Source organism: Saccharothrix mutabilis subsp. mutabilis (genome assembly GCF_039521145.1).
GTDB classification, from domain to species: domain Bacteria; phylum Actinomycetota; class Actinomycetes; order Mycobacteriales; family Pseudonocardiaceae; genus Actinosynnema; species Actinosynnema mutabilis.
Genome location: NZ_BAAABU010000023.1, coordinates 22142 through 44253, shown reverse-complemented (window position 1 = coordinate 44253; position 22112 = coordinate 22142). Strand labels below are relative to the sequence as shown.

Genomic DNA, 22112 nt, shown 5'->3' with positions numbered 1-22112 from the left:
AGGAGCACCCCATGGCCGAGCCAGGCCACTCCCCCACCCGACGACGACGGGCCACCGTCATCGTCACCGTCATCACCCTCTTAAGCAGCCTGATGGTCACCGTGAGCACGACCCCCAGCTCCGCGGCCACCGTGGACACCACCGCCTGGTACGTGCTGGTGAACCGCAACAGCGGCAAAGCCCTCGACGTCTACAACTTCGCCACCAACGACGGCGCGCGCATCACCCAGTGGGCGCGCGGCGACGGGGCGAACCAGCAATGGCAGTTCGTGGACTCCGGCGGCGGCTACTACCGCCTGAAGTCCAAGCACTCCAACAAGGTGCTCGACGTGACGGGCGCGTCCACCGCCGATGGCGCCGCCGTCGTCCAGTGGGCCGACCACAACGGCGGCAACCAGCAGTTCCGCCTGGCCGACTCCCCGGACGGGCACGTCCGGCTGGTCAACCGCAACAGCGGCAAGGCCGTCGAGGTGCAGAACGCCTCCACGGCCGACGGCGCGAACGTCGTGCAGTACAGCGACTGGGGCGGCGCCAACCAGCAGTGGCAACTGGTGAAGGTCGGCGGCACCACCGGCCAGTTCACCAACCCGGTGGTGTGGCAGGACTTCGCGGACGTGGACATCATCCGCGTCGGCGACACCTACTACGCCACCGCGTCCACCATGCACTACTCGCCCGGCGCGCCGATCCTGCGCTCGTACGACCTGGTGAACTGGGAGTACGCGGGTCACGCGGTGCCGTCGCTGGAGTTCGGGTCGAAGTACAACCTGAGCGGCGGCCAGGCCTACGTGGACGGGATCTGGGCCTCGACCTTCAACTACCGGCGCAGCAACGCCACCTTCTACTGGGCCGGCTGCATCGACTTCAACGACACCTACATCTACACCGCCTCGGCGGTCGACGGGACGTGGACCCGGCACGCCCAGATCGACAACTGCTACTACGACGCCGGCCTGTTGATCGACGACAACGACACGATGTACGTGGCGTACGGCAACACCACGATCAGCGTGGCCCAGTTGTCGCCGGACGGCCGCAGCCAGGTCCGGGCGCAGCAGGTGTTCCAGACGCCGTCGAACGTCGGCACGCTGGAGGGAGCGCGGTTCTACAAGCGGGGCGGCAGCTACTACATCTGGCTGACCCGGCCCGCCAACGGCCAGTACGTGCTGAAGTCCGACAACGGCCCGTTCGGCCCGTACACGATGCGGCAGGTGCTGCTCGACCTGCCGGGCCCGATCCCCGGCGGCGGCGTGCCGCACCAGGGCGGGCTGGTGCAGACGCAGAACGGCGACTGGTACTACATGTCCTTCGTCGACGCCTACCCCGGCGGCCGGATGCCGGCGCTCGCCCCGATCACGTGGACCTCCGACGGCTGGCCGGTGCTCCAGACCGTCAACGGCACGTGGGGCGCCACGTACCCGAAGCCCAACCTGCCCGCGCCACCCCGGCAGGTCAAGCCGATGGTCGGCACGGACACGTTCACCGGCCCCGCGCTGGGCCCGCAGTGGGAGTGGAACCACAACCCCGACACCAGCCGGTACGCGGTCGGCAACGGCCTGCGCCTGGCCACGGCCACCGTCACCAACGACCTGTACGCGGCCCGCAACACCCTGACCCACCGCATCCAGGGCCCGACCTCGACGGCGACCATCGAGCTGGACTACAGCACGATGCGTGACGGCGACCGGTCGGGTCTGGCGATGCTGCGGCAGTCCTCGGCGTGGATCGGCGTCAAACGGGACAACGGGACCACCCGGGTGGTGATGACCACCGGCCTGGCCATGGACGGCAACTGGAACACCACCAGCACCGGCGCCGAAGTGGCCGGGGCCGCGGTGAGCGGCGGGCGGATCTGGTTGCGGGCCAACGCCGACATCCGGCCGGGCAGCGGGCGGCAGGCCCGGTTCTCCTACAGCACCGACGGGGTGAACTTCACGCCGTTGGGATCGGCGTTGACGTTGAACAACGCGTGGCAGTTCTTCATGGGCTACCGGTTCGCGATCTTCAACCACGCGACGCAGGCCCTGGGCGGCGCGGTCACGGTGCGGAGGTTCGACCTGACCACACCGTAGGGGTCTGACCACACCGAAAATGACGGTTCCCCACTCGGCGGAGGCGTTGCCGAGTGGGGAACCGTCTCAGGGCCGGGAGTCCATGCCGTTCCCGCCCTGTGCGGCGGACACGCCCGGTGTCGGGGTCGTGGGGACCCATCCGTCTCGCGACGGTCCCCGGTTCCCCACCACGACCCCGCGGGTGTGCCCGCCCGACCACGGGCCGGCTTCCCCCGTCAGAAGGCCGGGTAGGCGTTCTGGACCAGGGAGGCGAAGCCGGCGGGGAACCAGGAGCCGGCGTGCGGGGCGCCCGGCATCGCGCCGGTCAGGTTGCCGCCGTTGGCCTGGTTGTCGCCGCGGTAGTTCGGGTCGCACATCGGGTCGTGCTGCTTGCCCTCCTCGTTCGGGCCGTCGGTCTTGGTCGCGATGCCGTCGGACTCACCCGGCGGCTTGACCCAGATGTAGGCGTCGAACCCGGGCCGCGGCGCGGCCGTGGGCCGGGCCCCGATGCCCGCGCCGGCCTGGTTGCACCAGTTGCCGCGGTGCAGCTTGCGGTCGATGCGGCCGGAGTTGACGTAGGCGTCGGCCGTCGTGCCGCTCGCGCCGGTGGGCCGGTTCGGGCCGCCCCAGCCGTTGCGGGAGGTGTCGATCACCATGCCGATGCCGCTGGGGAACCCGGCGGCGATGAACCGGTTGCGCATCTCCGTGCCGAAATCGGCCTCGTCGAAGAACGGGTTCCACTGGTAGTAGTTCGCCGCCTGGAGCTGCGTGCCGCCGATGTTCAGCGTCGGGTCGGGCAGGTGGACCTCGTCGGTCGGCGAGGTGTTGGCCATGTTCGACACGAAGCCGTCGACGCTGTTCACGCCCTTGGTGGTGCCCTTGATCGTGTTGGCGATCAGCGTCACCGCGGGACCCATGTTGGAGTTCCAGCCCAGCCACCCGGAGTGGGCGATGTCCACGTAGTTGTAGACGTTCGGGATCGCGCTGAGCTTGTTCAACGCGTACTGGATGCCCTGCACGTACGCGCCGCTGGAGTTGGCCTCCGCGCACTTGGGCTTGGCCAGGTTGGTGACCAGGTTGGGCAGCGAGTCCGGCTCGACGATGTTGACGATCCGCAGGCTGCTGTACTTCGGGTCGGCGAGGATCGCCGCGATCGGGTCGATGTACTCGGCCTTGTAGCGGGCCAGGCCGTTCTCGCTGACCTTCAGCTCGCCGTTGGACGCCAGCGCCGCGCAGTCGCGGTTGGGCAGGTCGTAGATGACGACCTGGATGACCACGGGGGTGGTGCCGCCCGCCGCCTGCCGCAGCGCCTCGTCGAGGTGGCCCCGGAGGCCGCGCCCGGCGGTGATGGCGCCGATGCGGTCCATCCACACGGCGGTGGAGTGCTGGGCGACCTTGCGCATGGCGGTGCCCAGGGTGCCGCCGGTCGCGTCGGCCGTGGCGTTGACGTTGGCGACGAAGTCCGGGTTCAGGTAGCCCTTGGCCCCCACGAACGGGTTGGCCACGTGCTCACCGGGCTCGCCCGGGTCGGTCGGCGTCGTGCTCGTCGTGGTGGTGGTCGTGGTGGTCGTGGTAGTGGTGGTCGTCGTGGTGGTCGTGGTGGTGGGGCCACCGCCGCACGTGACGCCGTTCAGCTTGAACGACGTCGGAGCGGGGTTCGAGCCCGAGAAGGAGCCGTTGAACCCGATGCTCGCGCTCCCGCCGGCGGGCAGCGACCGCGCCCACTCGGGGTTCTTCGCCGTGACGTGCTGCCCGGACTGGGTGAAGGTCGCGCTCCAGCCGTTGGTGACCCGCTGGTTGCCGGGGAAGTCCCATTCCAGGGTCCACCCGTCGGAGATCGCGTCGCCGACGTTCTTCAGCGTGATGCTCGCGGTGAAACCGGTGTCCCATTGGTTCACCTGGTAGTCGACCGCGCACCCGGGAGCCGCGCCGGCCGACGTGCCGCCCAGGACCAGCAGCCCCGAGCACAGGGTCAGGGCGGCGGCAGCGGCGCCGCCGCGGGCCAGGATCGTTGGTTTCATTCAGGGTCCTCGTAGCGTCGTTGCCGTGGTGAAGGACTTGTACCTCGATATGGGAGCGCTCCCAGAGGGCCAAGGTAGCGACGGCGTTACGAGGGAGTCAATTAGTGCCCGATGCTAAATTTCCCGCCTTTTCCTTTAGCAGGAAGGGAAGGCCTGTTCCGCAATTGTTTCGGTGAAGTGGAAGGACGACAGCCGGAAGTCGCCGTGCAACGTGACCCACACGTCGTGCACACCGACCACCCCCGCCACACCCGCCGACTCAGCCGCGCCGGCCGGCTCGACCGAGCCTGCCGCCTCCGCCGCGCCGGCTTCCGCCACGCGGGCCACCCCTGCCACGCCGGCGGCTTCGGCCAGGTCGGCCACCACGGTCGTCCACGCGTAACGACCACCCGTCACCGGGACCTCGACCACCGCGAGCGGCCGGTCGGCCAGGTGGAACTCCAGCCGCGCCGCGCCGGTCCCCTCGTTCGCCACCCGCGCCGCCACGCCGACGGCACCGGTGAGGTCCGCCGCGCGGTACAGGAGGGTCGCGGGACGGGTCGGGTCGGTCGGGGTCACCGCGTCGCCCGTCGTGCGCGTCGCGTCGGTCAGGGTGGTGTTGGCGTAGTCGTCGAAGTCGACGGCCCGGGTCTCGCGGCCGACCAGGGCGCGCGGCGTCGGGGCCGGGCCGGTCACGGTCAGCGGGGCGGTCAGCACGGCCTCCCGCGCCGAGCGGGCCACCACGACCTCGTACTCCCCCGGGTCGACGGTGAAGCCGCCCGTGGCGACGTCCCAGTGGGCCAGGCGTTCGGCGGGCAGCCGGAAGACCAGCGTCCTCCGCTCGCCGGCGGCCAAGCTCACCTTGCGGAAGTCGGCCAACCGCAGGATCGGAGCCTCGTAACGGGCTTTGAGCGCGCGGACGTAGAGCTGGACGACCTCGGTGCCCGAGCGCGGGCCAGCGTTGGTCAGCGTCACCGCGACCTCGACCGCGCCGGCCGCGGCCGGCTCCGAGGTGGACAGTCGCAGGTCCGAGTACGCGAAGTTCGTGTAGGACAGGCCGTGCCCGAACGCGTAGAGCGGCGCGGCGCGGTGGTACTGGTAGGTCCAGCCGGCCTTGACCACGTCGTAGTCCAACGGGTCGGGCAGCTCGTCGTCCCCCCGGTACCAGGTCTGGGGCAGCCGCCCGGACGGGTCGGCGTCGCCGAGCAGGACCGCGGCCAGGGCGCGGCCGGTCTCCTGGCCGCCGTGGGAGGTCCACAGCACGGCCGGCAGGTGCTCGTCGGCCCAGTCGACGGCGTAGGGGTAGGCGCTCATCACGACCAGCGCCGTCTCCGGGCGGACGGCGGCGACCGCGCGCAGCAGGGCCTCCTGGGACTCGGGCAGCGCGGTGCCGGTGCGGTCCTGGGTCTCGCGGCCGTTGATCAGCGGGTGGTTGCCCAGGACGACGATCGCGACGTCGGCGGCGGCAGCGGCGGCGCGGGCCTCGCCGACGCCGTCGAGCAGCAGTTCCCGGTGCCAGCGCTCGGCGGTCTCGGGCGTCTCGGCGGTGAGGGCGACCCGGCCGTCCGGGTCCACCGCCGCGTAACGGCCGGAGTGGACGCCGCGCAGCAGCACGGTGTCGCCGTCGGCGGCGGGGTCGACCTCCAGCCGGAAGGTCTCGTGCACCTCCCACGTCTTGATCACGTCCTGGGCGACGGCCAGCGGGCCGTCCTCGGCGGTCAGGTGGCGACCGGTCTCGGCGCACCGCAGGGTCACCACGTCGTCGCCCCACTCGACCACGTCGAACGCCGTCCCGCCCAGCAGGTCGCCGCTGGTGCGGCAGCGCAGGGCGATCCGGTCGACGCCCTCGACGCACACCACGTCACCCAGCCGCTCGCGCAGCCCCTCCGCGACGGTGACCCGGTAGGGCATGGTGCCGCTGTACCAGTCCTCGTGCAGCGCGTCGGCCAGCGGACCGAGCACCGCGACCCGCGGCGACCCGGACAGCGGCAGCAGGCCGTCGTTCTTCAGCAGCACCACCGATTCCGTCGCGGCGCGGGCGGCGAGGGCCCGGTGCTCGGGGCAGTCGACGACCTCGGGGACGATGCCCGCGTACGGGTCCAGCCCCGGGTCGAACTCGCCGAGCCGGAACCGCAGCGCGAGCTGCCGCCGCACGGCCCGGTCCACGTCGGACTGGTCGATCAGACCGCGCTCCAGCGCCTCGCGCAGCCGGCCGACCGGGGTCGCGCTGTCCTCGCCGTGGTCGGTGAAGCTGTCGATGCCGGCCTTGAGCGCGGCGGCGTGCGCCTCCGCGTGGTCGTCGAAGTAGTGCTCCGGGTCGACCAGGTTGGACGGGGCCTCGGCGTCGCTGACCACGAACAGCTCGTGCCCGGTCGGCTCGGCCCACCGGCGCAGCTCGTCGGCGATGAGCGGGCTGACGTGGCACGGCCGGCCGTTGACCAGGTTGTAGGCGGCCATCGCGCCGGTCGCCGCGCCGGAGGCGACGACGGGCCGGAACGCGGCCAGGTCGTACTCGTGCAGCACGCGGGGCCGCACACCGGAGGACGTGGTGCAGCGGTCGTCCTCGTTGTTGTAGGCCAGGAAGTGCTTGAGCACGGGGGCCGCGCGCAGGAAGCGGGGGTCGTCGCCGGCCAGCCCCCGGCAGTAGGCCTCGCCCAGGCGCGCGGTGTGCAGCGGGTCCTCGGAGTAGCCCTCCTCGTTGCGGCCCCACCGCGGGTCGCGCAGCGGGTTCAGCACCGGAGCCCACGCCTGAAGACTGGTGGCGCCGCTGCCGACGACCGGCGGGTGGTGGTAGTGGAAGGCGCGCAGCTCCACGGAGGTCGCCTCGGCCACGGCGCGCACCAGGTCCTCGTCCCAGGTCGCGCCCAGACCGACCGCCTGCGGGAACACCGTCGCGACGCCGAGCCACGCGACGCCGTGCAGGACCTCGGACCCGGTGCGGAACGCGGCCAGCCCCAGGCGCGGGACGGCGGGCGCGTACTGGTGCAGCATCGCCAGCCGCTCGTCGGGGGAGAGCCGCCCGAGGAGGTCGTCGACGCGCTTGTCCAGCGGCAGGTCGGGATCGCGGAAGGGAAGCCGCTCGGGCGCGGACACGGGCGAGGCACTCACGTGGCGTAGACCCTTCGGGTGGGCGGCAAGTGAAGCGCTTCGACAATGACACCCACCCCAAGGGCTGTCAATTCGCCAGGTACCGCAACGTTCTTGCGCAAACCGCCCCTTGCCGCAGCCCAGGGCACGCCCTAGTCTCGCCACATCGTTCAAGCGCTTCGACAGTTCACCGCACACCCAGCGTCCACTTCACCGTAGAAGGGCCATCCGCATGGGCATCGAACTGAACCGCCGGAGGTTCCTGAACCTCACCGCCACGGTCGCGGGTGTCGCCGCCGCGCAGGGATTGTTCTCCGCGTGCGGCGCCGGCGGCGGTCCGCAGCAGCTCGGTGCCAACAGCGAGGGCCTGAAGGCGGCGCTGCCCGCCCACGTGCCCACCACGACGGTCAAACCGGACATCCCGTCGGTGGCGGGCGGCCCGGACGTGCTCACCGACCCCGGTTTCCTGCGCTACCCGACCGACCGGCCGGTGACCGTCCCCGGCGTGCCGGGCCGCGGTGGCCGGTACAGCGCGGTGACCCCGCTGTGGGGCACGATCCCGCCCGCGGACAACGGGTTCTACCAGGCGATGAACAAGGCGCTGGGCGTCACGCTGGACATGAAGCCCGCCGACGGCAACAACTACAACACCATCGTCCCGACGATGACCGCGGCCAGGAAGCTGCCGGACTGGATCCAGCTCCCGGCGTGGTGGAACCCCAACTTCAACGTCGGCGGCCTGGCCGGGTCGCAACTGGCCGACCTCACCCCGTACCTGTCGGGCGACAACATCAAGAAGTACCCCAACCTCGCCGCACTGCCCACCGGCGCGTGGCGCGCGGGCGCGTGGGGCGACAAGCTCTACGGCATCCCGTGCTTCTCCTCGGGCTTCCAGATCGCCGGCACGATCTTCTACCGGCGGGACGTGTTCGACGCCAAGGGGATCACCGCCGACCAGGTCAAGTCCGCCGACGACCTGATGAACCTGGGCAAGGAGCTGACCGACGCCAAGGCCGGCGTGTGGGCCTTCGACGACATCTACACCTACTTCTACACCGCGTTCGGCGCGCCCCTGAAGTGGCGGGTCGAGGACGGCAAGCTGGTGCACCTGTTCGAGACCGAGCAGTTCCTCCAGGCGGTGGACTGGCACCACCGGCTGGCCACCGCCGGTTACGTGCACCCGGACGCGCTGGCGGGCGACAACGCCAACGGCAACACCCGGTTCTACGCCGGCAAGACGCTGATCTCCGGCGGCGGCATGGGCGTGTGGAACCTGGCCGACCACCAGTCCGGCACGGCGGCGAACCCGTCCTACCGGCGCGGCGCGCTCGACGTGTTCGCCGCCGACGGCAAGAGCAAGCCCGTGGTCTACATGGGCGCGTCCACCAGCATGCTCAGCTACCTCAACGCCAACCTCAAGCCCGAGCAGATCGAGGAACTGCTGGCGGTGGCCAACTACCTCGCCGCGCCCTACGGTTCCGCGGAGTTCACGCTGGTCAACTTCGGTGTCGAGGGCGTGCACCACACGATGGACAACGGCGTGCCCACGGCCACCGAGCAGGGCAAGAAGGAGGTCCAGGCGCAGACCTACCCGTTCCTGGCCGCACCGCCCCACGCGATCCAGAACCTGGGCGCGGACGCCGTGACCCGGGACTACACCGCCTGGCAGGCCGCCAACGCGCCGGCGTTGGCCAAGCCGGTGTTCTGGAACATGAACATCGGCATGCCGCAGGCGCAGACCACCGCCGAGGCCGCGCAACAGGTCACCGACACCGTCAAGGACTGCTACCACGGCAAGAAGAAGGTCGCCGACGTGCAGGCCGCCGTCGCGAGCTGGAAGTCCGGCGGCGGTGATCGCCTCAAGCAGTGGATGACCGAGAACGTGCTGAACAAGTACGGCACGGGGCAGTGACCGCGCCGCGCACCCGCCGCCGGACCGGGCCGGGGTGGCGGGTCAGGCTGCGCCGGGACCGGTCGCTGCTGCTGATGACGGCCCCGGCCGTGCTGCTGCTCGTGGTGTTCAACTACGTGCCGCTGTTCGGGCTGGTGACCGCGTTCCAGCAGTACGACCCGCTGGTCGGGGTCTGGCACAGCCGGTGGGCCGGGGTGGAGCAGTTCCAGCGGCTGTTCGGCGACCCGCTGTTCTGGGGCGCGCTGACCAACACCCTCTACCTCAGCTTCGTCCAACTGGTGCTGTTCTTCCCCGTCCCCATCGCCCTGGCGCTGCTGCTCAACTCGTTGCTCAGCCGGCGGGTGAAGAACTTCGTCCAGTCCGTGGTGTACCTGCCGCACTTCTTCTCGTGGGTCCTGGCGATCACGATCTTCCAGCAGATGCTGGGCGGCGCGGGCGCGCTCAACCAGTTCCTGCGCGGCCACGACCTGGCCACGTGGGACGTGATGACCGACCCGGACACGTTCGCGCTGCTGGTCACCGCGCAGGTGGTGTGGAAGGAGGCCGGCTGGGGGGTCATCGTGTTCCTCGCCGCGCTCTCGGCCATCAACACCGACCTGTACGAGGCGGCGGCGGCCGACGGCGCGGGGCGGTGGCGGCGGCTGTGGCACATCACCCTGCCGGGCCTGCGCGGGGTGATCGTGCTGCTGCTGGTGCTGCGCCTGGGCAACGCGCTGACGGTCGGCTTCGAGCAGCTGCTCATCCAACGCGACGCCGTCGGCCACGAGACGGCCGACGTGCTGGACACCTTCTCGTTCTACTACGGCATCGCCACCGGCGATTACAGCTACGGCGCGGCGGCGGGGCTGTTCAAGAGCGTCATCTCGCTGCTGATGATCTGGGGCGCCAACAAGCTGGCACACGCCTTCGGCGAAGACGGGTTGTACCGCAGATGACGCAGACACTCACACCCCGCGTCCCCGACGTCGAGCCAACGTCCGCGCCGCCGCGCCGCACGCGCCGGGACGGCCGCCCGCCGTGGGAGGAACCGCCCACCGCCGTGGGCCAGGCCGGCAAGGGCGTCACCCTGGGCGGCGTCCTGGCGGTCATGGTGGTGCCGCTGTGGATCGTCGTGGTCACCAGCCTGTCCACCCAGGCCGCGGTCAACCGGGCCGGCGGCCTGGTCGTCTGGCCCGACGAGATCACCTTCGAGGCCTACCGGCTGATGCTCGCCGACTCCACCGTGCGCACCGCGCTGCTGGTCAGCCTGGGCATCACCGCCGTGGGCACCGTCGTGTCGATGGCCGTGTCGGTCCTGTGCGCCTACGGCCTGTCCCGCGCCCGCTCGCTGGGTCACCGCTTCCTGCTGGTGCTGCTGATCGTGACCATGTTCGTCAACGGCGGCCTGATCCCGACGTTCCTGGTGGTCACCGACCTGGGCGGTTACGGGGAGTGGTGGGCGTTGATCCTGCCCAGCGCGGTGTCGGTGTTCAACATCCTGGTCCTGCGCTCGTTCTACTCCTCCACCTCCGCCGACCTGATCGAGGCCGCGCGCATCGACGGCGCGGGCGACTGGCGCATCCTGTGGTCGGTCGTGCTGCCCACCTCACGCGCGGTGACCGCCGTGATGGCCCTGTTCTACGGGGTCGGCTACTGGAACTCGTTCTTCAACGTCATGCTCTACATGCCCACCGACAGCGAGAAGTGGCCGTTGCAGTACGTGCTGTTCACCTACGTCAACCGCGGCAACGCGCTGCCCGGCTCGGTCAACTCCGGGTTCGGCACCCAGTTCGCCCAGACCGCGCCCCTGTCGTTGCAGATGGCCGTCGTCGTGCTGACGCTGGTCCCGCTGCTGGTGGTCTACCCGTTCGTCCAGAAGCACTTCCGCACCGGCGTGCTCACCGGCGCGATCAAGGGGTGACCGGGCAGACTCGACGGACCCGGCCGGGCGCGGGTCCCGCGCAGACCGAAGCACAACCGAGCAGGAGCAGCGACGCATGGTGACACTCGCCGACGTGGCCAGGCACGCGGGCGTGTCCGCGAGCACGGTCAGCTACGTGCTCAGCGGCAAGCGCACGATCTCCGAGGAGACCCGGCGCCGCGTCGAGAGCGCCGTGGCCGAACTGGGCTACCACCCCAACGCGCGGGCGCGGGCGCTGGCCGCCCGCCGCTCGCACATCATCGCGCTGGTCGTGCCGCTGCGCTCGGACGTGTACGTGCCGATCATGATGCAGATCGCCATCTCGGTCACCGTCGCGGCCCGCAAGCACGGCTACGACGTGCTGCTGATCACCAACGACGAGGGTCCGGAGGGGGTCCGGCGGGTCGCGCTGAGCGGGCTGGCGGACGGCGTGATCCTGATGGACGTCGAGCTGGACGACAAGCGCATCCCGGTGCTGCGCGAGCTGGGCACCCAGGCCGCGCTGATCGGGCTGCCCGACGACCGGGCCGGGCTGTCGTGCGTGGACCACGACTTCGCCGCCGCCGGCGCGCAGTGCGCGGACCACCTGGCCGACCTGGGCCACCGCGAGGTCGCGTTCATCGGCTACGGGTCGAGCACCTACCAGCGGCACGCCGGGTACGCCGAGCGGACCCTGGCCGGGTTCCGCGAGCGGGCACGGGAACGCGGCCTGCGCTTCGTGCACCGGCCGTGCGAGGGCACCTACGAGAGCACCGCGGGGACGCTGGCCCGCATCCTGTCCGACCGGCCCGGCACCACCGGGTTCGTGGTGCAGAACGAGGGCGCCATCGGCCCGCTGCTCAGCCTGCTGCGCACCAGCGGGCGGACCGTGCCCGAGGACGCCTCGGTCATCGCCCTGTGCCCGGAGCTGCTGGCCGAGCAGTACGCGCCCAGCCTCACCGCGGTCACCGGCCCGGCGCAGGAACTCGGCCAGGTCGCCGTCGAGCACGTCATGAAGCGCATCACCGCGGCCGGGCGCGGCCGGCGGCCCGACGACGAACTGGTCCTGCTCAGCCCCGTCCTGACGGTCCGCGAGAGCACCGGCCCCGCCCCCAAACGCGACCCCGAACCCTGACCCGCCCTCCCCACAGCCCTGACTCCCCCAGACCGCCCGACCCCCGACCGCCCGACTTCCAACCGCCCGACCCCCGACCGGCGCGCGCGAGGCCCTCCACCGGTGGGCCGGCCCTGCCGTGCCCCGATCCCGCCGGGAGCGCCCGTGCACCCCAGCCTGACCGACCGCCTCGGCGGCCTCGCGTTCGGCGGCGACTACAACCCCGAGCAGTGGGGCCGGCCCGTCTGGGCCGAGGACGACGAGCTGATGCGCCGCGCGCGGGTGAACCTCGCGACGGTCGGCGTGTTCTCCTGGGCGCTGCTGGAACCCGAGGAGGGCCGCTACGACTTCGCCTGGCTCGACACCCACCTCGACCGCCTGCACGCCAACGGGGTCGCCGTCGACCTGGCCACCCCGACCGCGTCCCCGCCGCCGTGGTTCACCCTCGCCCACCCCGACGCCCTGCCGGTCACGCCCGACGGCACCCGGCTGGTCCACGGCAGCCGCGACACCTACTGCCTGGCCGCGCCCGCCTACCGCGACGCCGCCCGCCGCGTCGCGTCCGCCCTGGCGCAGCGCTACGGCGACCACCCGGCGGTGGCGCTGTGGCACGTGCACAACGAGTACGCCACCCTGTGCTTCTGCGACCACGTCGCCGCCGCGTTCCGGGACTGGCTGCGCGACCGGCACGGCTCGCTGGACGCCCTGAACGACGCGTGGGGCACCGCGTTCTGGAGCCAGCGCTACGGCTCCTGGGAGCAGGTGCTGCCGCCGCGCGCCACCCAGTGGCACCACAACCCCGGGCAGGCGCTGGACTTCCGCCGCTTCGGCTCGGACCTCGCCCTGGCCGCCTACCGCGAGCAGCGCGACGTGATCCGCGCCCACAGCGACCGGCCGGTGACCACCAACCTCATGCTGCCCGGCTACCAGAACCTGGACCTGTGGGCGTTCGGCCGGGAGGTCGACGTCGTCGCCATCGACCACTACCCGGACGCTCCCGGCCTGGACGCTGCGGCGGACACGGCGTTCGGCGCGGACCGGGCGCGCTCGTTCGGCGGCGGCCGGCCGTGGCTGCTGATGGAGCAGGGCGCCAACACCGTGTACGCGGGCGATCGCACGCTCGCCAAGGAACCCGGCGACATCCTGCGCCACAGCCTGGGCCACATCGCCCGCGGGTCCGAGGGCGCGCTGTTCTTCCAGTGGCGGCAGTCGCGGGCGGGCGCGGAGACGTGGCACTCGGCGATGGTGCCGCACGCCGGTCCGGACAGCCGCGTCTTCCGCGAGGTCGTCGAACTGGGCGAGGTGGTCGCCCGGCTCGGCGAGGTGGCCGGGTCCACCGTGACCGCGCCGGTGGCCGTGCTGCACGACGCGGACGCGTGGTGGGCGTCCGAAGCGGACGGTCTGCCGTCCGGCGACCTGGACTACCACGCGGCGCTGCGGCGGGCGCACCGCGCGCTGTGGGACGCCGGGGTGGTCGCCGACTTCGCCCACCCCGACCACGACCTGTCCCGCTACCGGCTCGTGCTGGCCCCCGCGCTGCCCCTGCTGTCCGACGCCGCCGCCGAGAACCTGCGGGACCACGTCGAGGGCGGCGGCACGCTGCTCGTCGGCCACTTCAGCGGGGTCGTGGACGAACGCCCACACGCCCGGCTCGGCGGCTACCCCGCGCCGGCCCTGCGCGAGGCCCTCGGCGTCCGCGTCGAGGAGCACCGGCCGCTGCGGCGCGACGAGCGGATCACCCTGTCCGACGGCACCGGGGCCACGACGTGGAGCGAGCACGTGCGGCTGGAGGGCGCGGAGGCGGTCGCGACCTACACCCACGGGATGCTCGCCGGCCGGCCCGCGCTCACCCGGCACGGCCGCGCCTGGTACCTCTCGACGCTCCCGGACCCGGCCGACTACGGCGCGCTGGTCCGCCGCCTGCTGGACGAAGCCGGCGTCGAACGCCCCTGGCCGCCCGGTGTCGAGGCGGTCACCCGCGGCCGGTGGCTGTTCCTGCTCAACCACGGCGCGGACACCGTGCCACTCCCCCGCCCCGCGCACGACCTGGTCACCGACCGGGTCGTGGCGCACGTCCCACCCGGCGGCTGCGCCGTGCTCCGCACCGACGAGCAGGCGTGATGTCGTCCCGCTCATCGAAGTCGCGGCACGTCGGCCCCCGCACCCGGGCGCGTGGGACGTCCGGGGCCTCCAAGACCCCGCCGCACCTCCATCCCGACTCGACGGAGAGCACATGATGGGCAAGCTGATCCGAACGACAGCCCTGGCCGCCGCGACCCTGCTCGCGGCCACGATCACCGCACCCACCGCCCGGGCGGCCACCTTCGAGTCCTCGGACAAGTGGGCGACCTGGTCCAACGGCGGATACACGGTCCGCAACAACGTGTGGGGCAGCGGCGTCGGGTTCCAGGCGATCTGGGCCAACTCGTACGGCAACTGGGGCGTGTGGGCCAACCACCCGAACACCGGCGGGGTGAAGTCCTACCCGCACTCCGGCAAGAACATCGGCCGGCCGCTGAGCCGGATCGGCGGCATCAGCAGCAGCTTCGACGTCACCGTGCCCGGCGGCGGGGCGTACACCACCACGTACGACATCTGGGCGCAGAACCACGCGTACGAGATCATGGTGTGGACGAACAAGTTCGGCGCCGTCGGCCCGATCGGCGGCTACCAGACCACCGCGACGGTGGGCGGGCACAGCTGGGACGTCCACCGGGGTTCCAACGGGTCCAACGCGGTGTTCTCGTTCGTCCGGCGGGGGAACACCAACGCCGGGACGGTGGACCTCAAGGCGGTGCTGGACTGGATCCGGGCGCGGGGCTGGTACGGGGACGTGACGGTCGGCGAGGTGCAGTTCGGTTTCGAGATCACGTCGTCGAGCGGCGGGATGGACTTCCGCAGCAACAGCTTCTCGATCTCGAACTGGTGATCGTCTGAAAGAGCGCCGCCCCGCGGGTCTCCTGCCCGCGGGGCGGCGAACTCCGTTGCGTGGAGGTCAGATCCGCCACTGCTGGTTGGACTGGCCCGTGCAGGACCACAGCTGCAGCTTGGTGCCGTTGGCGGTGCCGTAGCCGGAGGCGTCGAGGCACAGGCCGGACTGCACGTTGGTGACGGTGCCGTTGGAGTTGACGTTCCACTGCTGGTTGGCGCCGCCGTGGCAGTCCCAGATCACGACCTGGGTGCCGTTGGCCGTGCCCGACCCGGAGGCGTCGAGGCACTTGGTGCCGTAGACGGTGAGCGCCTTGCCGCTGGTGTGCGTCCACTGCTGGTTGGTGCCGCCGTGGCAGTCCCAGAGCTGGAGCTGCGTGCCGTTGGTCGTGGTCGCGCCCGGGACGTCCGCGCAGCGGCCGGAGGGGATGCCGACGATCTGCTTGCCCGGCGCGACCGGGTCGCCGATGCTGCCCGGCACCGAGCGCAGTGCGGAGTACCAGGTCGCGGCCATCTTGTCGTAGCCGGTGGCGGTGGGGTGGACGCCGTCGATCAGGTCGGCCGTGGTGAGGGCGGAGTGCATGTCGACGAGGCGCACGCGCTTGCCGGCGTTGACCTTGCTCTGCACCATGCCGGGGATGGTGGCGTTGTAGGCGCGGGCGGCGGAGTTCTGGCCGGCGTTGGAGATCGGGATGATCGTCGCGACGAACACGTCCGCGTTGGGGACGGTCGCGGTGATCTTGTCGACGAGGGCGCTCAGCCGGCCCGGCGCGCCGGAGAGGTTGTAGTTCTGGAGGACGTCGTTGGTGCCGATGTGCAGCAGGACCGTGCGGGGGTTGGTGTTGCGCAGCCAGGTGACGACGTTGGCGTCGATCTGGTCGATGCGCCAACCCGGGTGCCCCTGGTGGTCGTGGTCGCCGAGCGAGGCGGGGCCGTTGAACTGCGAACCCACGAAGTCGACCCGGTAGTTCCCGGACCCGAACCGCTGCCACAGGCCGATGCGGTAGCCGCCGGGGACCTGGGTGCCTTCGGTGATCGAGTCGCCCAGGGGCATCACGCGGGTGCCGCCGTTGGACTCGGCGTGGGCGGGGGTGGGGGCGGTGGGCAGCAGTGCGGCGGCGACCAGGGTGGCAGCGAAGGCGGACAACCGCCTCAACCGTGCGCGCATCGGGTTCTCCCTCATCGTCGAGGCGGAGATGTTAACGCTAACAGTGGACTGGAGGCGGAGATCCGGTGTCAAGCGATCGACCACTTGAGACGGTTGCCCGCAAGCACGAGTGGCGACCGATGACACCGAGCCAGGTCGAGCCGCGGACGGGCTCGGGCTGCGCGTGCGGCGAGATCAGACCGGGCGGGACCGCCCCACCACCAACGCCTGACCACGCACCACTCACACCACGCCTGATCATCGGCCGCCACTCGCGGGCACACCGCGGCGCGAAGGGTGGCGGACAGCGCCGCCGCCCTTCGCGCGAAGCGTCCGGTCAGACCACCGTGCAGTTGGCGCCGTTGAGCGTGAACGACGTCGGCTCGGCGGTGTTGCCGGTGTGCGTCGCCTGGAAGCCGATGCTCACCGACCCGTTCGGCGCGATGTCGGCGTTGTACCCGACGTTGCGCGCCGTCACCTGGCCCGAGTTGGGCGAGTACGACGCGTTCCAGCCGCTGGTGATCGTTTGGCCGCCCGGCAGGGTGAAGACCAGGGACCAGCCGCTGATCGGTGAGCTGCCGGTGTTGGTGATGACGATCTCCGACGTCAGGCCGGTGTTCCAGGCGTTGACGGCGTCGGTCACCCGGCAGCTCTCGCCGGGCGGGTTGCCGGTCGTGGTGGTGGTCGTGGTGGTGGTCGTCGTGGTCGTGGTCGTCGTGGTGGTGCTCGTCGGCGGGGTGTCGCCCTGGAACTGCGAGATGAACTTCCACGCCTCGGTCTTGGTCCACGTCCGGGCGCCGTCGTCGCAGCCGCAGCCCTCCACGGGAGCCGGGGCGTGGCCGCCGTCGAAGGCCGCCCACTGGACCGGGTAGCCCGCTCGGCACGAGTACGTCGTGGTGATGTGCGTCCGGCTGCCCACCCCCGGTTCGCGTGGACTCTGCGCGGCGCAGCCGTTGTTGCGGACGAACGTGTCGCGCAGGCCCCGGCCCAGCCCGATGTTCAGGACGTTGTCCGAGATGCCGTGGATGCCGAAGTACGCGATCGGCTGGGTACCGCCGGCGCACCCGCTCAGCTGCGCGCCCGCGTACACCACAACCGCGCGGAACACCGTCGCCCGCGCGCACGCCAGCGCGTAGCTCATGCCGCCGCCGTAGCTGAACCCCATGGCGAACCGCAGCCCCGTGTCCACGCACAGGTCGCTCTCGACGCGCCTGATGATGTCGTCGACGAACGTGACGTCCTCGCCGCCGGAGTTGGCCCAGCCGGCGTTGAAGCCCTGTGGCGACACGAGGATCGCGCTGTTGTTCGACTGCTCCTGCATCCCGTAGTACGCCCAGGCCGCGCCGCTGCTGCCACCCGTGGCGACGTCGTTCATGCTGCCGCCGCGCCAGTGGAAGCCGAAGATCAGCCGGTACTGCCGGGTGTTGTCGTAACCGTCGGGGACGCGCAGCACGAACTGGCGGCTCTTGCCACTGGTGGTGATGGTGTGCGTCCCGCTGCGCAGGGTCGGCGCCTTGCCGCAGCCGGCGCTGGCCGCCAGCGTGCCGACCGACGTGGACGACGTGGTGGACGTGGCCTGGCCGACGCCGGCGACGACCGCCGTGGCGACCAGCGCCACGGCCAGGAACACGGCGGCCGATGCCGGCCCGAAGAGTCTGTGCCTCGACATTGAGCAGCTCTTTTCTGCCGTCTACTGGGAGGGTTGCGTGCGGCGGCGGATGGGGGCGCGGGTCCCGCGTGCCCTCAGCAGGTGGAGTTGGTCTGGGTCAGCAGGCCCAGGCGCCAGGGCAGCCGGTTGTACTCACCGCCCGCGTTGGGGTCCAGACCCTGGTACAGGTAGCTCAGCTGGCACGGGCTGATCTCCATCGTCTGGTCGACGTTGGTGCGCACCACCTCGCCGTGGCTGATGTCCCGGGTCCACTGTCCACTCGGGAACGTGACGTTGTTGGCGCGGGCGAACGGGTTGGCCTCGGTGTCGGCCAGCGCCGCCCACGGGCCGGTGACCTGCGGCGCGGTCCAGGAGCGGAAGTAGCGGCGGCCGTCGGTGCCGATCGCCTCGTGCACCAGGAGGTACTGCTGCCTGCCCGCGATCTTGTAGACGTTCGACGCCTCGAACAGCCTGTTCTTGTCCGCGTCCTGCATCGCGATCACGGTGTTGGTGAAGCCGTTGGGGAACTGCGACAGGTTCGTCTCCGACCGGTAGAGGTGGCCGTTGTCGTCGGAGGAGAACAGGTAGCACTTGGCGCTGTCGCAGACGGTCCAGAAGTCCACCCAGTAACCGTTGCCGATGTTGTCGCGGATGATCTGCGGCATGCCGCCGGCGTAGAAGTTCCTCGGTGCGGACCACGTCGCCGGGTTGGCGATGTCGGTGTTGGTGGAGTACGAGGCGTTGTCACCGGTCTGGTAGACCAGGTACCACAGCCGTTGCGGCGCGAAGTAGAACACCTGCGGCGCGGCCTTGTAGCCGGTGCCGATGGCCGTGCGGTCCAAGTAGTGGTGCGGAGCGGAGGACGCCTGGGACCAGTCGGTGAAACTGGTGTACATCAGGTTGTAGCCGTTGGTGTAGGTCGAGGCGAACACGTGGTACTTGCCGTTGTGGTAGACCACGCTCGGGTCCTTGACCGCCACGTTGGGGTGGGTGGCGTCGGGTTTCGGGCTGATCAGGATGCCGCTGGAGGACCAGCGGAAGCTCGACGGCAGGCTCCCGGTCGGCGGGGTGCCCGTGGTGGTGGTCGTGGTCGTGGTCGTGGTGGGGACGACGCCTCCGGTGCAGGGGGTTCCGTTGAGGCTGAAGGCTTCCGGCGCGGGGTTGCTGCCGGTCCACGAGCCGTTGAAGCCGAACTCGACCTTGCCGCCGGTGGAGATGGACCCGTTGTAGGAGACGTTCTTCGCCGCCACCTCCGTGCCGCTCTGCGTCACGTCGGCGTTCCACGCCTGCGTCACCCGCTGGCCGGCGGGGAACGACCACGTGAGGGTCCACCCGTCGACCGCGTCGCCGACGTTGGTGATCGCCACGTTCGCGGTGAACCCGCCCTGCCACTGGGACGGGGAGGTGTAGGCGACCGAGCAGCCCGGCGCGGCCGAGGCCGGCGCGGAGACCGCCGTCAGCACGGACAGGGCGGCGACCGGCGCGAGCGCCGCGACGGCGACCTTGGCCCGTCGCGACGAGAAGCGTCGTATCGAGAGCATGACCAGACCTTCCTGGGATCGGTCGGGCAGCCGAGCGTTTCGAAATTTTCGACAGGGAAGCTGTTAACTTTCGGGCCAATGTAACGAGCGAGACACCCAGCGTCAACGGCGGCTTGTTAGCGCTCACGCGCCCTGATCTGCGCCTCCGAGGGCGAGTTCCGCCGATGCTTGTTAACGCGAACAAGCTACGGCTCAAGGCGCAGCAGCACGGCGGAAGGGACCGTTGGCATCACCACGCCAGGCCGAGCCGGGCGACGTGGTCGGCCAGCGAGCCGGACAGCAGCCGGTGGTCGCGCGCCGAGTAGTGCCAGTCGCAGCCGAGCAGGTCCAGCGCGGCGCTGCCGTCGTAGCCCCAGAAGCGGACCCGGCTGTCGCCCTGGTCGTTGCGGTCCCGCACGACCTGGCGGGCGGCGTCGGGGAGGGTCCCGGAGCCGTGGGCGCTGACCAGGATCGTGGCGCCGGGGCCGTAGCGGGCGCGCAGCTTGTCGAGGAAGCCCTGGTAGGCGGACTTGTAGGCGGCGAGGAGGCTCTCCGGGGTCCACGGCTCGCCCGGGTTGATCGCGGTGGAGAAGTCGTTGGTGCCCAGGCCGACGACGACGAGCTGCGGCTTCCACGTGCCGGGGTTCTGCCACACGTCACCCTCGACGTGCAGCAGCGCGCGGTCGTAGAAGGTGCGGTAGGTGACGTTGGGGGAACCGCCGTTGTAGTTGCGCACCATGCCCATGCCGGAGAACGCGTTGACCTGGTAGTCGGCGTTGAGCGAGCGCGCGGTCAGCGCCCCGTAGCTCAGGTCGGTGTTGGTGTTGCGGTGGACCCCGCCGTTGGACGAGCAGTCCCGCTGGGTGGACATGTTGCCGTAGCCGGCGGTCAGGGAGTCGCCGATGAACTCGATCTGCCGGGTGCGCGCCGCGGGCTTCTCCAGCACCTGCCCGCCCTGCGCGGCCACGAAGCCGCCGAACTGCCCGGCCGCCCACGTGCTCTCGGTGCGTTTGACCAGCCGGACGCGGTGCTCGGTGTCGCTCAGGCCGTTCACCCAGTGGGTGGTCTTGCCGGGGGTGACCAGCGTGGCGACGGTCGTGCCGTCGACCTGCACGTCGTAGTCGTTGTTCGCGTCGTCCAGCACGATGCCGACGCCGGTCCCCCGGACGCGGCCCTCGAAGTAGACGCCGGGCCAGGAGTAGCGGGCGTCCGGGGTGACCCGGCCCGCGGTGTGGGCTCGGGCGAGCGGGTCGGCGGGCGCGGGCGCGCCGGTGCACGCGGTGCCGTTGAGCGCGAAGTCGGCGGGCGCGGGGTTGGACCCGCCCGCGTTGGCGTTGAAGCCGAACGACGCGGACGCGCCGGCGCCCAGGGCCGCGTTCCAACTCGCGTTGACCGCGGTGACCCGCGCGCCGGACTGGGTGGCCGTCGCGCCCCACGAGGCGGTGACCCGCTGGCCCGCGCCGAACGACCACGTCAGCCGCCAGCCGTTGACCGCGTCGCCGAGGTTGGTGACCCGCACGTCGGCGGTGAACCCGCCCGGCCACTGGTTGGTCACGTCGTAGTCGACCCGGCAGCCCTCGGCGGCCTGGGCCGGGGCGCTGGTGATGGTGCCGGCCGCGGTCAACGCGGCGGTGAGGACGGCGGTGGCCGCCACCCGGGACCGGTGCACTGGGTGTCCTCCGTGGATGGTCGACGCAGCGCGGAAGGCGCGCGGGGAAACGGGATCGACAGGACGGCCGCGCGGTCATCTGTCCACTGTGGCCTGAACCGGCCGTCCGCGCAGCTCCTGGGAACGCTTCCAAGAAGGTAGCGGAGATGTCCCGAACCGTGAAGACCTCAGTTCCGCCCGAACCCGACCCCGGGACGGGCAGCGTGAACCCGAGTGACTCAGAGCCCTGCCACCAACTCCGCCACCGTGTGCGCCCGAACCCCGGGGCCGGCCACCTCCCGCACGTGGTCCTCCGCTGCTCCCGCCAGCCCGTCGTAGAGCGCCGCGAACAGCTCCCGCGCGGGCTCACGCGGCCAGTCCGGCGGCAGCAACACCCGGGGCAACCCGGGATCCAGCACGGGCAACCGCCGATAGGTGTCCATCACCTCGGTACGAGTCCGGACCGCCTCCGCCCCGGTGATCCCACCAACCCGCCCCCGCACCGGCTCCCAACGCCGGATGAACGCGTCGTACCGCTCGGCGATGGCGGCCGTGTCCCAAGCCTCCACCGGGTCACGCCCCACCGACTCCCCCAGGTCGACGTGCCGCGCCCGGAACACCGTCAACGCCCCGGAGGCCAGTCCCACCAGCTGTGACCGGGCCTCACCGGTCAGGTCGTGCGGCGAGATCCACAACCCGTCGTAGAGCGGCGCGCACCCCAGCCACCGCAACTTCCCCCGCAACTCCCGCCGCCCCGCGACATCCCCCTGGGGCAACGTGAAGGCGATCAACGTCCAGCACCGGTCCCACTCGTAGTCCGGCGCCGGGGCGAAGATCACCCGACCACCGGCCGCCAACACGGCCGCCGCGCCCACCGTCAACCGGTACGAACTGGTCCGCCCCCGCCGGCTGCCCTCCAGCACACCCCTGCGGGCCAACCGACTGATCGTGGCCCGCGCACCGGCGTGGCTCACCCCGGCCTCGCCGAGCAACGCCACGAGCGCTCCCGTCGGCAACCAAGCCCGATCACGCAGGGTGTAGTCGGCCAACAGCGTGACGGCCAACCCCTGGGGCGATCCCCCGCTCTGCCTACGCGGCAACCGGACCCCGTCGTCCGGGAAGATCTCCTCGATGTCGTACGGGCTAGTCACGAGCCGACTTTAACCGGGCGATCGAGA

The 22112-nt window shown here is 71.3% G+C and carries 14 protein-coding genes; 7 read left to right on the top strand and 7 right to left on the bottom strand.

Annotated elements, in window-relative coordinates:
- Positions 1-11: 11 nt before the first annotated feature.
- Positions 12-2072 (top strand): family 43 glycosylhydrolase, encoded by a 2061-nt coding sequence (locus ABD126_RS32195; RefSeq protein ID WP_343938126.1) that lies wholly within the window; start codon positions 12-14, stop codon positions 2070-2072.
- A 215-nt stretch (positions 2073-2287) separates the two neighbouring features.
- On the opposite strand, the gene ABD126_RS32190 is transcribed toward ABD126_RS32195, so the two are convergent.
- On the bottom strand, positions 2288-4072 hold the full coding sequence (locus tag ABD126_RS32190; RefSeq protein WP_343938124.1) for a glycoside hydrolase family 6 protein: 1785 nt from the start codon (positions 4070-4072) through the stop codon (positions 2288-2290).
- 135 nt (positions 4073-4207) lie between these two features.
- Positions 4208-7159 carry a glycoside hydrolase family 3 C-terminal domain-containing protein gene (locus tag ABD126_RS32185; RefSeq protein ID WP_343938122.1) on the bottom strand — a complete coding sequence of 984 codons (2952 nt, stop codon included), beginning with the start codon at positions 7157-7159 and terminating at the stop codon, positions 4208-4210.
- 211 nt (positions 7160-7370) lie between these two features.
- Between ABD126_RS32185 and ABD126_RS32180 the strand changes: the two genes are divergently transcribed.
- The 6 genes from ABD126_RS32180 (at position 7371) to ABD126_RS32155 (ending at position 14972) form a co-directional block, all read left to right on the top strand.
- Entirely contained in the window at positions 7371-9050 is a 1680-nt protein-coding gene (locus tag ABD126_RS32180) for a type 2 periplasmic-binding domain-containing protein (RefSeq protein ID WP_343938120.1), read from the top strand.
- Positions 9047-9985, top strand: a complete 939-nt coding sequence (locus ABD126_RS32175; RefSeq protein ID WP_343938118.1) for an ABC transporter permease — start codon at positions 9047-9049, stop codon at positions 9983-9985. The genes ABD126_RS32180 and ABD126_RS32175 overlap by 4 nt, the downstream gene beginning before the upstream one ends.
- Positions 9982-10950 (top strand): carbohydrate ABC transporter permease, encoded by a 969-nt coding sequence (locus tag ABD126_RS32170; RefSeq protein ID WP_343938116.1) that lies wholly within the window; start codon positions 9982-9984, stop codon positions 10948-10950. Before ABD126_RS32175 ends, ABD126_RS32170 begins: the two co-directional genes overlap by 4 nt.
- Before the next feature lie 76 nt (positions 10951-11026).
- Positions 11027-12064, top strand: coding sequence for a LacI family DNA-binding transcriptional regulator (locus tag ABD126_RS32165; RefSeq protein ID WP_343938114.1), 1038 nt, complete (start codon positions 11027-11029; stop codon positions 12062-12064).
- A gap of 144 nt (positions 12065-12208) precedes the next feature.
- Positions 12209-14164 carry a beta-galactosidase gene (locus ABD126_RS32160; RefSeq protein ID WP_343938112.1) on the top strand — a complete coding sequence of 652 codons (1956 nt, stop codon included), beginning with the start codon at positions 12209-12211 and terminating at the stop codon, positions 14162-14164.
- A 115-nt stretch (positions 14165-14279) separates the two neighbouring features.
- Positions 14280-14972 (top strand): GH12 family glycosyl hydrolase domain-containing protein, encoded by a 693-nt coding sequence (locus ABD126_RS32155; RefSeq protein ID WP_425542914.1) that lies wholly within the window; start codon positions 14280-14282, stop codon positions 14970-14972.
- A 66-nt stretch (positions 14973-15038) separates the two neighbouring features.
- On the opposite strand, the gene ABD126_RS32150 is transcribed toward ABD126_RS32155, so the two are convergent.
- The 5 genes from ABD126_RS32150 to ABD126_RS32130 all read right to left on the bottom strand — a co-directional run bounded on the left by ABD126_RS32150 (position 15039) and on the right by ABD126_RS32130 (position 22085).
- On the bottom strand, positions 15039-16139 hold the full coding sequence (locus ABD126_RS32150; protein ID WP_343938108.1) for a ricin-type beta-trefoil lectin domain protein: 1101 nt from the start codon (positions 16137-16139) through the stop codon (positions 15039-15041).
- A 316-nt stretch (positions 16140-16455) separates the two neighbouring features.
- Positions 16456-17787, bottom strand: a complete 1332-nt coding sequence (locus ABD126_RS32145) for a CE1 family esterase (protein WP_343938106.1) — start codon at positions 17785-17787, stop codon at positions 16456-16458.
- 74 nt (positions 17788-17861) lie between these two features.
- On the bottom strand, positions 17862-19307 hold the full coding sequence (locus tag ABD126_RS32140; protein WP_343938104.1) for a glycoside hydrolase family 62 protein: 1446 nt from the start codon (positions 19305-19307) through the stop codon (positions 17862-17864).
- 229 nt (positions 19308-19536) lie between these two features.
- Positions 19537-20955 carry a cellulose binding domain-containing protein gene (locus tag ABD126_RS32135; protein WP_343938102.1) on the bottom strand — a complete coding sequence of 473 codons (1419 nt, stop codon included), beginning with the start codon at positions 20953-20955 and terminating at the stop codon, positions 19537-19539.
- A 218-nt stretch (positions 20956-21173) separates the two neighbouring features.
- On the bottom strand, positions 21174-22085 hold the full coding sequence (locus tag ABD126_RS32130) for a PaaX family transcriptional regulator (RefSeq protein ID WP_343938100.1): 912 nt from the start codon (positions 22083-22085) through the stop codon (positions 21174-21176).
- Between the last annotated feature and the right edge of the window lie 27 nt (positions 22086-22112).